The sequence below is a fragment of the Robiginitalea biformata HTCC2501 genome (genome assembly GCF_000024125.1).
In the GTDB taxonomy this organism is placed as follows: Bacteria; Bacteroidota; Bacteroidia; order Flavobacteriales; family Flavobacteriaceae; genus Robiginitalea; species Robiginitalea biformata.
This window is the reverse complement of record NC_013222.1, coordinates 2,538,633-2,551,285: the sequence shown is the minus strand read 5'-3', so window position 1 is coordinate 2,551,285 and position 12,653 is coordinate 2,538,633. Positions and strand designations below refer to the sequence as shown.

The window sequence follows — 12,653 nt, the reverse complement described above, 5'->3', positions numbered from 1 at the left end:
CAAAAAAAAGACTCCCGGGGGGAGTCTTTCCAATGCTTTAGTTGCGTGCGGTTTACTGGCAACCAGCGGTAAAGCCGGAAGCGTCAAAAGACGTTTGGACGGCACCCTGCAGCCCACCGTGCTGAACGCGGATGGCCAGGTTGTTCTCCCCGCTGCCGTCGCGTTTCGGACTGCAATATTCAAACAGGTAAAAACTGTTCGCCCGCTCGGAGACCTTTTGGGACAGTTGGTTAAAGGTGACCTCGAGTTCTTCCTTGTTCCCCGCAAACACGCTGAATGTCTTCCCGATTTCCTCCAGTACCTCGCTGTCGATTTCGGCCCCCAGGCCAATGGTAAAGAAGGAAATGTTGGAGTTTGCTTTTTCCACCTTGTCAAGCGCCTGGCTTTCCGAATAGCGGGATGCCTGGTCGGTGCCGTCGGTAAACAGGACGATGGACGCCGCCCCGATGGTGTTGTTCTGTTCGCTGTCCCGGAGCAGGTCGGTTGCCAGGTCCGTACTTTTGATGACCGCACCGTACAGGTCGGTAGACGGGTCATTGCTGAAATCTGAATCGATAGACTCCACGGCCGCAATCAACTCTTCCCGTGACGAGGTCAGCGGGTTGAGCTCGTGCAGGACATCTTCGCCGTCAAACCAGTAGATCGCCATCTGGAAGGATTCGGCAGGTACAGCCGGCATCACATTATCGATAAAACTCGCGGAGGCAGACTTCAGTTCGGTGAGGCTGCCGCTGAGGACGCTGTTGCTCAGGTCCAGCACAAGGAGTGTGTGGTTCTGAAAAATCTGCGAATTCGGGGAGATTCGGGACTGGGATTCCGAGGAGGATATCGTACTGAAGCAATCGTCGTTCCGGCCCTGCTCGTAGATGGTGAACTGGTCGGCCGTGAGGCCAGCCACCGGGTTGCCGAATTCATCGGACACCCGGAAGAATACGGATACTTTTCCCGGGAGGGTCGTATACTGGTCCTGAATGGACAGGATGAGTTCGTTCGGGCCAAAATCCAGACAATCGTCTACCGGTTTGCCCAGGCCCAGGTCGCCGTTGCCGTTCAGGTCAAAGGATACGTCGTCGTCTGCGTTTCCACAGGAAAGGAACATCCCGGTAAGTCCGAAGATTAACAAAAAGGTGCGGATCATATGCATTTTCATGGTTCTCTTGATTTCCATGGAAAACGTATAAATCCCCATCCTAGTATTCCACATCTAAGATTTTGTTAAACGGCCGGGCATCGGGTGAATTTTTGGTACTTTTGAGTATCGAGACGACAATTCAAATACACACCCCAATGACCGTATTGCTATTTGGAGTTACCCGCGATATCGTTGGCAATGGCTCCCTGTCCATCCCCATGAACCAGGCGGGCCGGCTACAGACGGTGGCCGACCTGAAAACCTACCTGAAGAAAATGTACCCGGACCTCGGGGGGCTGAGTTCCCTGGCGGTGGCCGTAAACAAATCCTACGCCGGGGATGGGGATAAAATCACGAATTTTGACGAAATTGCATTAATTCCGCCGGTAAGCGGGGGGTAAGATAGAACCATGCTGATAGACAACCACAACCGGGTTATCAATTATGTCCGCCTGGCCGTAACGGACCGGTGCAACTTGCGGTGCAACTATTGCATGCCGGAACACGGTATCGATTTTGCGCGAAAGTCGGACCTGATGACCGTAGAGGAAATGAAGCGGTTGTGCAGCATTCTGGCTGGCCTGGGCGTCGATAAAATACGGATTACAGGGGGAGAACCCTTTGTCCGGAAAGGCGTTATGGATTTGTTTGCCCACCTGGGGGGACTCCCGGAGGTTCGCGAAATTTCAGTCACTTCAAACGCTACGCTCATCGGGCCGCATATCGACCGGATGAAAGAATTGGGCATTCAGAGCGTGAATATCAGCCTGGATGCCATCCAGGCGGAAACTTTTGCCAGGATCACCCGCCGGGACGAATTTGACAAGGTTTATGGCAATATCATGAAACTCGTCGATTCCGGGATGGAAGTGCGGATTAATTTTGTGGTCCTCAAGGGTCAGAATGAATCGGATATCTACCCGATGATGGAATTCCAGCGCGAATTCCCGGTCCGGGTCCGTTTCCTGGAAGAGATGCCTTTTAACGGGGGCAGCCGCGATTTCAAGGGCCTGGAATGGAACCACAGGAAAATCCTCGGGCATATCCGCGAAAAGTACCCCGAATTCGAAAAGATCCCCGGGCCGATGACTGCTACCTCCGTCAATTACCAAATTCCCGGACACGCTGGTAGTTTCGGGATCATTCCGGCCTTCAGCCGGACCTTCTGCGGCAGTTGCAACCGGTTGCGCATTACCGCCACCGGCGACCTGATAACCTGTTTGTACGGAAAACCTGTAGCCAATATCCGGGATCCGCTCCGGCAGGGGGCAACCTCCCTGCAGATTCGCGCCCTTTTGGAGGAAATCCTCGGGCAACGGGCAAAGGATGGTTTTGAGGCCCAGGAGCAATTCGGGCCTGTAACCGGGAGTTCCATGTCGTCCATCGGGGGGTGACCCCCTCCGGTCTGTAGCTAAAATCCGGTATCGGGAAAGGAAACTGGGAACGGGACGGTAAATTGGAAACTTAGCATGTGGCGGCTTGGATCCAGATTAAAATGACTATGCACATGACAGTAAATGCACCCCTATATGGTTTGGTACTCGCTGGCGGTAAAAGCAACCGCATGGGCCGCGACAAAGGGGCAATGGACTATCACGGACTGCCCCAGCGGGAGTATGCCTATGCCCTCCTGGAGGAAGTCTGCGAAAAGGCCTTTTTGAGCCTGCGTTCCGACCAGGCCGCAGATATACCGGGTAATTACCGGACACTGACAGACCAGGACCGGTATCGGGGCCCTTTGAACGGCATCTTATCGGCCCACGCCGATTTTCCGGACGCCGCCTGGCTCGTGCTGGCCTGCGACCTCCCGTTGATGGACAGAGAATCCCTGGAATTTCTGGTAAGTCGCAGGGATCCCAATAAAGTGGCGACGGCCTATGCAACGGAGGCATCCGGACTCCCTGAACCCCTGGCTGCTATTTGGGAACCTTCTGCGCTGCGCGCTGCCAAGGATTATTTGAAAAACGCCACCTCCAGCTGCCCGAGAAAATTCCTCCTGCAATCGGATATTCGCCTGGTGGTAGCCGAGGAAGACACTGTCCTGGCCAATGCGAACGACCCGCGGGAACGCGAGGCCATCCTGCAAAAACTCAAGGAACGATGAGCGCCGACCGGTACGACAGGCAGACCCGCCTGGAAGATTTTGGCCCGGAAGGGCAACGGGCCCTGTCGGAAGCTGCCGTTTTGATAATCGGTGCCGGCGGGCTGGGGGTTCCGGCGGCCACCTACCTGAATGCCATGGGTATCGGGCGGCTGGGGCTCGTAGACGGGGATGTCGTTGAAACCAGCAACCTGCACCGGCAGCCTGCCTACGGCCCGGCGAGCGTGGGAATGGCCAAAGTCCGGGAACTGGAAAAAGTACTGCGCGCCCAGAACCCGGATACCCAACTGGATATCCGCGACACCTTCCTGAATCCCACCAATGCGCTGGAATTAATTGGGAATTACGACCTGGTTGTGGATGCCACGGACAACCTGCCAACCCGGTTTTTGGTGGATGACGCCTGCCTGATGCTTGGAATTCCCTGGGTATATGGGGCCCTTCACGGCTTTGAGGGGCAGGTGAGCGTTTTCAATTATCGGGGCGGCCCCACCTACCGGTGCCTTTTCCCGGTTCCGCCGCCGGCAGGAGAAATACCGGATTGCGATACGCTCGGAACCCTTGGGGTGCTTCCGGGCCTGATCGGGACCATGCAGGCTCTCGAGGCGGTCAAGGCGATTTGCGGCCAGGAAGGGGTATGCGCTGGCAAGTTGCTGCTTTACGATGCCCGCAAACAGCAAACCCTGCACATAGCCATCCAAAAAGATGCGAACCGAACCGTCCCCGACGACCTGTCTGCCACCTATCAGCTTTCCTGCGAAGGGAAGCCGGATGCGGTTAGCGGGAGCGAATACCTGCGGTTGCGAAAGGAGGGGGCTGCACATCTCCTGGTGGACGTACGGGAACCCGGGGAATTTGAAAGCCACCACCTGGACGGCGCCCGGAATATTCCAATGAAACGAATAGCATCGGATGCACCGGACTTTTCTTCAGGCAACCCGGTTTACCTGATCTGCGAGACCGGGCCGAGGAGCCGGCGGGCGTGCCGGGAACTGCAGTCCCGGTGGCCGTCAACTCCTTTTTTCTGGATTTCCGGAGGGATGCGGCAATTAAAAGTGGAAAGCCAGTGATGCATCCCGACCTGATCTGGCTGGTTCTGGCCTTTTTCACGATCGCCCTGCTCTATGCCTCGGCAGGGTTTGGAGGGGGATCCTCCTACCTGGCCATCCTGAGCCTGGGCCTCGCGGAATTTTATGAAATCCGGACCATTGCGCTGCTCTGCAACCTCACCGTTGTCAGCGGCAGTGTCTGGCTCTTTTACAAAAGGGGCCACCTGGATTGGAACCTCTGTATCCCTTTTACGCTGGCGAGTATCCCGCTGGCTTATATGGGCGCAAGCTTCCGGCTGGAGGAACAAGTTTTTTTCGGTATCCTGGGGGCAGCCTTGTTGATTTCCTCCCTGGCACTGGGGTACCAATCGGTCCGGCATCGATTCCGAATTCCCAAAAAACACCGGTACACCCGTTCGTTAACCTATCTGCTGGGAGGCGCTATTGGCATGCTCTCAGGCCTGGTGGGCATAGGCGGAGGGATATTCCTCGCCCCCGTCCTAAACCACCTGAAGTGGGACCTGCCTATTAAAATTGCCGCCCTGGCGAGTTTCTTTATATTGGTCAACTCCCTGTCGGGCCTGGCAGGGCTTGTAACTGCCGGGACCTTCACTGTCTCCTGGATACCGGCGCTGGCGTTGATGGCCGCTGTACTGGCCGGCGGGCAAATCGGCATCCGCCTCACCCTGAACCGGTTCACAGCCAATGGTATCCGGATGGTAACGGCCGTCCTGGTATTTCTGGTGGGGCTCCGGGTGTTGCTGGTCAATGGCATGGGGTTTGAAATGTTGCCCTGAGACTGAAACTTTAAGAAAAGATGCGCGTATTATATATGACGAATCAGAAAACAACCTCCCGATGATAAGTTTTGGGAAAGCCTATGAGGCCGTAATGGCCGAGCGATGGACCCTGGCAGCTGAAACTGTCCGGCTGGACGATGCTTGCGGACGTTATCTCGCTCAGCTCGTTGTTGCAGACCGCCCCCTGCCCCCGTACGATCGGGCGACTATGGATGGGATAGCCATTTGCCACCGGGATTTCCGAGACGGGCACCGGGAATACCGCATCCAGGGGATGGCCCGGGCCGGCGACCCCAGGCACCGGCTTTCCGGGGCCGGCAATTGCATCGAAATTGCCACAGGGGCCGTATTGCCGGAAGGAGCGGATACCGTGGTGCGGTACGAAGACCTCCTGAGTTCAGCCGGGGCGTTTACCATCCAATCCGATCCATCTGAAGGCCAGAGTATCCACCCGGCCGGGAGCGATGCGGATGCAGGATCCGTCTTGCTGGAGCCCGGCACGAGGATTGGCCCCTCGGAAATTGCCGTTCTCGCCTCGGTGGGTGTCGGCAAGCCGAAGGTTTACAGCCTCCCTGCCGTTACGCTGGTATCCACCGGCGACGAATTGGTGGACGTGGATCAAAAACCCGAACCCCACCAGATCCGTAAATCAAATACCCGGGCACTGCGGGCAGCCCTTACCGAATTCGGGATCGTCCCGGAAGAAATCCACCTGGCAGATGACCCCCAAATCATCCGGATGGAGCTTGAAAAGGTTCTCAGCGAGCCTGGGATCCTGTTGCTCAGCGGGGGCGTGTCCAAAGGTAAGTTCGATTATTTGCCAGAAGTCCTGGAGGCGCTTGGGGTACGTAAATGTTTTCACCGGGTGGCCCAGCGTCCCGGTAAGCCGTTTTGGTTCGGGGTGGGCGCCGGAGGGGAAAACCTCGTATTTTCCTTCCCTGGGAATCCCGTTTCAACGTTTCTGAGCTTTCATTTGTATTTTAGGGACTGGCTGCTGAAAAGCTTCGGTTTTGACAATAACGGGCAGCAGGCCCGGCTCATCGCCCCGGCTGAGAATACAAGCGGGCTGACCCAATTTCGCCTGGCAACGGTGGAGAACCGGGAAGGTACGCTCTGGGCAGCGGAAGTGCCCATGAACAGTTCCGGAGATTTTTTGAGCCTGGCCAGGGCCGAGGGCTTTCTCTGTATCGAACCGACGAAATCCGGTTATGCCAAAGGCGCAACGGTAAAGTGGATACCATTTAAATTTAAGTGAAGTGACGCACGAATTGATACAAATTGTCGAAGCCTGGGAACGGGCAACGGAACTCGGGCATAAAACGGTGCTCGCAACCGTGGTGGACCTGGATGGTTCCTCATACCGCCGCCCCGGGGTGCGGATGTTGCTCCTGGAAAACGGGGCCGCCTACGGCGCGGTGAGCGGGGGCTGCGTGGAAAAAGAGGTGCATTTGCAATCGCAGGAGGTTTTCCAGACGGGCAAGCCCAAAATGATGACCTACGACGGCCGCTACCGCCTCGGGTGCGAAGGCATCCTGTATATCCTGCTGGAACCCTTCCGGCCGTCAAAGGCATTCCTTAAGGCTTTCCGGCAACGCGTCCGCGATCGGCAACCCCTGCGTTTGCGTTCGTCCTATACACGCGAAGTGGGAAGCCGTGAGGGCATGCTGACCGTGATGGAAACTCCCGGCGGGGCTTATGCCTTCGGAGATGGTTCGCCGGACGATACCCTGTCCGTTTTTCGCCAGGAACTGCCGCCCAGGCTCCGCCTGGAGCTCTTTGGGGGGGAACACGACACGGTACAGTTGGCAGCCCTGGCAGCCCAGGCTGGCTGGGAGGTCTGTGTCACGGTTGCAGCCGACGAGGCCAGGACCCAGTCGTATTTTCCCGGGGCCGCGGAGTTCCGGGCAGTGATTCCCGAGCAGTGGGATCCGCCTGAAATGGACGGGCAAACAGCCGTGGTGCTGATGACCCACAGTTATACCAAAGACTTAAAATACCTGATCCGGCTGACGGAATCCCGTCCCGCCTACCTGGGCGTCCTGGGCCCGGCTTCCCGCCGGGAACGCCTCCTGGGGGACCTGATGGATCGACTCCAGGCTCCGGACAACGCATTTTTTGATCGGTTGCACGGACCTGCCGGCATCGATATCGGGGCGGAAACCCCCCAGGAAATCGCCCTATCCATCCTGGCCGAAATCCTATCGGTTATCCGGGAATCGAATCCGGTGCCCCTACGTGAAAAAGACGGGAAAATCCACAGTTGATGGCCCCGGGAATCGCATCCATCGTTCTTGCCGCGGGGGAATCCCGGCGAATGGGCCGCCCCAAGGCCTTGCTGCCATGGTCCGGGGGAACCGTACTGGACGCCATCCTCCATGCCGTTGAGGAAGCCGGGCTGCCGCCCCCGGTAGTAGTTACCGGGGCACACCACCGGGAGCTATCCGAAAATCTCAGGAACTCCTCTGCCCGCATCCGTGAAAACCCCGATTGGGCCTCCGGAATGGGCAGCAGTATCCGCTGCGGCCTGGAAGCGGCCCTGGAAACCCGCCCGGACCTGGAAGGCCTCCTGGTACTCCTGGCGGACCAACCCCTGGTTTCCAAGACCTATCTGTTGCGATTGCTGTCCAATTTTCAGAGTAACGAACCGGGCATCGTCGCCACCCGTTACCCGGAAGGCGGGGGCGTACCTGCTATATTCCGGCGCTCCTTTTTTGAGGCACTTCGCTCCCCGGGCCGGAGTGGAGGGGCCAGCAGCCTGATCAGAAGCGCTGCTTCGGAAACCCTGCTCCTGGAACCGGGGCTGGCAGGCCGGGACATGGACACCCCCGAGAAGTACCGGGAACTCCGCAAAATTGCCGGGTTGCCCGAGATACCCGGGGCCGGTAAAGGGGCTGACGCGCCCGGGGCGGCCGGCAAGCCCGGGGATTCCCGAATAAAATAGACCAGAATAGAAAAGACCTGAACAGTATATATTTACCAAATGATGCAACCAAAACACCTCCTGACACTTTGTACAGCCTTGCTAACTTACCTGGTAAACGCCCAGGAAATGGGCTTTGAACAATACAACCCTACTTCCACACTGGTCGTTCCGGCCCACCCAACCGAGCAAGCCAAATTTCCCTTTATCGATATGCACAGCCACCACTTCCGCATGCCGACACAGGACCTGTCCGAGTTGGTCGCGGCAATGGATTCGCTGAATATGGCGGTGATGGTGAATCTCAGCGGTGGATCCGGAGAACACCTCAAAAGGGCTGTGGCCAATGTCCGGGCCCATTACCCAAACCGCTTCGTTATCTTTGCGAATGTGGATTTTGACAGTGTGGGAGCCCCGGGCTGGGGGCAGCGTGCCGCGGCACAACTCCAAGCGGATGTTGAAAACGGGGCAAGCGGGCTTAAAATATACAAAAGCCTCGGGTTGCGGAATACCGATATAAACGGGGACCGGGTTGCCGTGGATGATCCCCGGCTGGACCCGATCTGGGAAAAATGCGCCGAACTGGGGATTCCGGTGCTCATCCATTCCGCAGACCCGCGTTCCTTCTGGGACCCGATGGATTCCCTCAACGAACGCTGGCTCGAGCTCAAACTCCGGCCGCGCCGCAAAAGGAGCAATACGGACCCCGCGCCCTGGCAGCAGATTATCGACGAGCAGCACCGGATGTTTAAAAAGCATCCGAATACCCGGTTTGTCAATGCCCATATGGGCTGGTATGCCAATGACCTGGATACGCTATCGGATTTACTGGACGAGATGCCCAATATGTACGTGGGGATCGGGGCCGTCATCGCCGAATTGGGCAGGCAGCCCCGGAGGGCCCGGAAATTCTTTATCGACTACCAGGACCGGGTAGTTTTTGGGAAAGACGCCTGGCAACCCTCCGAATACCCGACGTATTTCCGTGTGCTTGAAACGGATGACGAATACTTTCCCTATTACAAGAAATACCACGCCTTTTGGGCCATGTACGGGCTGGACCTCCCGGATGACGTACTTCGGAAACTATACTACGAAAATGCTTTGAAATTACTACCCGGATTGGATACCTCGCTCTTTCCGGACCGGTAGGCGGGAGTGAACCTTTTTGATCTGGCTTCGTACATAAGGGAAAGCACCAAATCATGTACAAAGTATATTATTGCATCCTGTTGTTATTGTTGTCGGCATCCCTGAATGCCCACCATATCCGGGGACGCGTTGCCGATCCGGATGGAAACCCCCTCGAAGCTGCCGCCATTTACCATCCCGCCACGGGATCCTACGTATATGCGGATGCGGCCGGTTATTTTGAACTGGACAACGTGGATGTGGGCGACCGGCTTTTACTCTACAGCCTGGGTTTCGCCTCGGACGAACGCACGATTACGGCCCTGCACGTTGAAAAGGGCATCACTGTGGTATTGCAACCGGCTGCCGTGGGGCTGGAACAGGTTGTCCTGGTAGCCCGGTTGAACCCGCTGAACAACCTGGCTCGGGCCGACCTGGCGGTAAACCCCGTACGGTCCTCCCAGGAAATACTGCGGCGGGTACCCGGGCTGGTCATCGGCCAGCATGCCGGAGGGGGCAAAGCTGAGCAGATTTTCCTGAGAGGCTTTGATATCGACCACGGAACCGATCTGGCAATCGACGTGGAGGGGATGCCCGTTAACATGGTCTCGCATGCCCACGGGCAGGGGTATTCGGATTTGCATTTTATCATCCCGGAAACCATCGAAAACATCGATTTTGGGAAAGGCCCCTACCGGGCTGGCGTGGGGAATTTCAATACGGCCGGACACATTTCTTTTAAACTCAGGGACCGGCTCCCTCAAAACCGGGTAACCCTGGAAGCCGGGCAATTTAATACCCTGCGCGGACTGGGGATGATCCGGGTAGCCGACACGGACCACTCCCAGGCCTATTTGGCCGGGGAAATACTCTTTTCCGACGGGGTCTTTGAAGCCTCCCAGAATTTCAGCCGGGTGAATCTGATGGGCCGCTACCGGTTCGACAACCGGGAGGACGAGTCGCTCACCCTGACAGCGAGCCACTTCCAAAGCCAGTGGGACGCCTCCGGGCAGATTCCGGAACGGGCAGTGGTTTCCGGCCAAATCTCCCGATTCGGAGCCATTGACAGTACGGAAGGAGGGCGTACTTCCCGGACGAATATCTGGATGTCGCACCGAAAGCAATACAGCCCGCATCAAAGCCTGCGGACATCGGCCTATGTAACCGGCTACCAGTTTGACCTGTATTCCAATTTTACCTTTTTCCTGGAGGATCCCGTAAACGGCGATCAGATCCGCCAACAGGAAAAACGCCTGCTCTTGGGCGGACAAACCGTCTGGAGGCATAGCTTTCACGGTGAAGGCACGCCCAGAAAAGGGTATCTGGACCTGGGGATTGGATTCCGATACGACGACGTGGACGAGGTCTCCCTGTCCCGGACAGCCAACCGCAAGACGCTGCTGGAGCGCCTGGCCTATGGCGATGTTGACGAATTCAATGGCTTTGCCTTTGCCGAGGCCAGCTGGAAGCTGGGGCGGTGGACCCTGGTCCCCGGCCTGCGCCTGGACCACCTGCGGTTTGAATACCGGGACAGGCTCCCACAAACGTATGCCCGGGCCGTGGAACCCGGTTGGTTCCTGGCCCCGAAATTCAATGCCCTGTACCAGGCTTCCCGCAAAGTTCAATTTGTGGGGAAGGCGGGATTGGGATACCATTCCAACGACACCCGGGTAGTGGTTGCCCGGGGAGGGGAAGAAACCCTGCCCGGGGCCCTGGGCCTCGAGGTGGGCTCCGTGTACCGGCCGCTGGACCGGCTGGTTCTCAGCGCAAACCTCTGGAGCCTGTTCCTGGAACAGGAGTTTGTGTATGTAGGGGATGCCGGGATTGTTGAACCCAGCGGCAGGACCCGCCGCCTGGGACTGGAAGCCGCCATCCAGGCCCAGATAACGGACCACCTGTTTGCCCGGGGCGATGTCAATTATACCTATGCCAGGAGTACGGAGGCCCCTGCCGGAGCGGACCGGATTCCCCTGGCACCGGAATTAACATCTTCGGGCAGCCTGTCTTTACGCGACCTGGGGCCTTTTTCCGGAGGGATCCGCTATCGGTTTATTGCGGATCGGCCGGCGGATGAGTCGAATTCCCTGGTGGCTGACGGTTATTTTGTTACGGATGCCAATTTGAATTACACCCGGGGGGCAATTACCCTGGGGCTAACTGTTGAAAACCTTTTCGACACCCGTTGGAAAGAGACCCAATTTGCCACCCTGAGCCGGTTGGCGGGGGAAACGCAACCCGTAGAGGAGATTCATTTTACCCCCGGAACCCCGTTTTTTGTGCGGGCGAACCTCCAGCTCAGGTTCTAGCCTAAACATCCCGTGACCTCCATCCCATCCGGAGCAACTTGCTGGGTATCGGCCAGGTGCATTTTATCGAGAATGGGGGGCGTCGGGTACTAAACCGGTCGGCAACGCGTTTTATGGGATGTAATTTCGAAACGAATCCTATGCAATCAAAAAAATTGTTTACCTACACAGCCGCGGCTATGGCAGCCATTACCCTTACTTTCCTCCAGAGCTGCAGCTCGGATGCCGACGAACAGGACATCCCGCAGGAGGCGCAACTCTCCCAGGAGGAATTCCAGGCGGTCTTGGAGACCGAGGAATGGACCGGGGTAGCGGATACCGCCCTGGCGGAACTGTTCCAGAACGGCAACAGCAATTCCGGCAAAAGCGCCGCTAACGAATGCTATCAGGCGGAGTACACGGAAACCGGTTTTACTGCCACTTTCGGCAACTGCGTCCTCAATGGGACGGAAAATGTGAACGGTACCCTGGTAGTGACCTATGGAACAGATCCTGAAACCGCATCGTTTACTGCCGTCTACGACAGTTTCTATGTCGGGGATATTGAGGTTAACGGGACGCGGTCGTTCACATTGACTGCCAGCGAAGGCAATTCGGTCTCCATGACCATCGTGAGTGATATGACCCTGGATTTTGCGGACGGCAGTACCATCAGCGAAAGCGGAACGCGCTCCCTGGCCATTACCTTTGGGGAAACGCTGGCGGACAGTACTTTTTCGATCGAGGGGGACTGGACGCTGTTGAAAGACGGCAACACCTATACGGTTGCTATCACCAGCCCGCTGACCGGAAATTTTGAATGCGGGTACTTGGTAAGCGGCGTAATGACCCTCGGGAAAAACGGCCTTTCTATCATCGCCGACCTGGGAGACGGGCAATGCGACAACCTCGCAATTCTTACGTATCCGAACGGGGTACAGGAGGAATTTGAGTTATAAATCCCCGAGCATATACAAAGCAAAAGGCCCGTGATGAGCGGGCCTTTTTCTTTTCCATGGGGCTGGGAGGAGCTAATAATAGGGGGGCTATCAATAGAAGTAGTTCCGATTCTCGCTCCACCGGACGCGTTTGCTATCCCGGAAACTCGAGAAATAAGCAAACCTTCTGGTTTCGGTAGGGGTTTGATTAACAATAGGTTTCATGACGATTTGTTTTTTGATTGTCGATGGATTTGTCAGTAGACGAAGTTCCGGGATTCGGACCAGCGCACGCGC

General features: G+C 56.9%; 12 protein-coding genes. 11 read left to right on the top strand and 1 reads right to left on the bottom strand.

Annotated features, from left to right (window positions below):
- Positions 1–52 precede the first annotated feature (52 nt).
- Positions 53–1,144, bottom strand: a complete 1,092-nt coding sequence (locus RB2501_RS11290; RefSeq protein ID WP_394330206.1) for a vWA domain-containing protein — start codon at positions 1,142–1,144, stop codon at positions 53–55.
- Positions 1,145–1,287: 143 nt separating this feature from the next.
- On the opposite strand from RB2501_RS11290, the gene RB2501_RS11285 reads away from it, so the two are divergent.
- From RB2501_RS11285 to RB2501_RS11235, 11 genes are all read left to right on the top strand, one after another.
- Positions 1,288–1,533 (top strand): MoaD/ThiS family protein, encoded by a 246-nt coding sequence (locus RB2501_RS11285; protein WP_015754952.1) that lies wholly within the window; start codon positions 1,288–1,290, stop codon positions 1,531–1,533.
- Between the two features lie 9 nt (positions 1,534–1,542).
- Entirely contained in the window at positions 1,543–2,526 is a 984-nt protein-coding gene (moaA, locus tag RB2501_RS11280) for a GTP 3',8-cyclase MoaA (protein WP_015754951.1), read from the top strand.
- A gap of 170 nt (positions 2,527–2,696) precedes the next feature.
- The gene (locus RB2501_RS11275) at positions 2,697–3,236 is read left to right on the top strand and encodes an NTP transferase domain-containing protein (protein ID WP_015754950.1); all 540 of its coding nucleotides are present in this window, start codon (positions 2,697–2,699) and stop codon (positions 3,234–3,236) included.
- Positions 3,233–4,303, top strand: a complete 1,071-nt coding sequence (locus RB2501_RS11270; protein ID WP_015754949.1) for a HesA/MoeB/ThiF family protein — start codon at positions 3,233–3,235, stop codon at positions 4,301–4,303. Before RB2501_RS11275 ends, RB2501_RS11270 begins: the two co-directional genes overlap by 4 nt.
- A complete protein-coding gene (locus tag RB2501_RS11265) occupies positions 4,303–5,079 on the top strand; it encodes a sulfite exporter TauE/SafE family protein (protein WP_015754948.1) in 777 nt (258 codons plus the stop codon). Before RB2501_RS11270 ends, RB2501_RS11265 begins: the two co-directional genes overlap by 1 nt.
- A 61-nt stretch (positions 5,080–5,140) precedes the next feature.
- Positions 5,141–6,337 (top strand): molybdopterin molybdotransferase MoeA, encoded by a 1,197-nt coding sequence (locus tag RB2501_RS11260; RefSeq protein ID WP_015754947.1) that lies wholly within the window; start codon positions 5,141–5,143, stop codon positions 6,335–6,337.
- A gap of 1 nt (position 6,338) precedes the next feature.
- The gene (locus RB2501_RS11255; protein WP_015754946.1) at positions 6,339–7,346 is read left to right on the top strand and encodes an XdhC family protein; all 1,008 of its coding nucleotides are present in this window, start codon (positions 6,339–6,341) and stop codon (positions 7,344–7,346) included.
- Positions 7,347–7,396: 50 nt separating this feature from the next.
- Entirely contained in the window at positions 7,397–8,023 is a 627-nt protein-coding gene (locus tag RB2501_RS11250) for a nucleotidyltransferase family protein (protein ID WP_187289166.1), read from the top strand.
- 39 nt (positions 8,024–8,062) lie between these two features.
- Complete coding sequence (locus tag RB2501_RS11245; RefSeq protein WP_238528068.1) at positions 8,063–9,154, top strand: amidohydrolase family protein; 1,092 nt, start codon at positions 8,063–8,065, stop codon at positions 9,152–9,154.
- A 53-nt stretch (positions 9,155–9,207) separates the two neighbouring features.
- A complete protein-coding gene (locus tag RB2501_RS11240; RefSeq protein ID WP_015754943.1) occupies positions 9,208–11,439 on the top strand; it encodes a TonB-dependent receptor in 2,232 nt (743 codons plus the stop codon).
- 140 nt (positions 11,440–11,579) lie between these two features.
- Positions 11,580–12,377: a hypothetical protein gene (locus tag RB2501_RS11235; RefSeq protein WP_015754942.1), complete on the top strand. Its 798-nt coding sequence runs from the start codon at positions 11,580–11,582 to the stop codon at positions 12,375–12,377.
- The last annotated feature ends 276 nt before the right edge of the window (positions 12,378–12,653 follow it).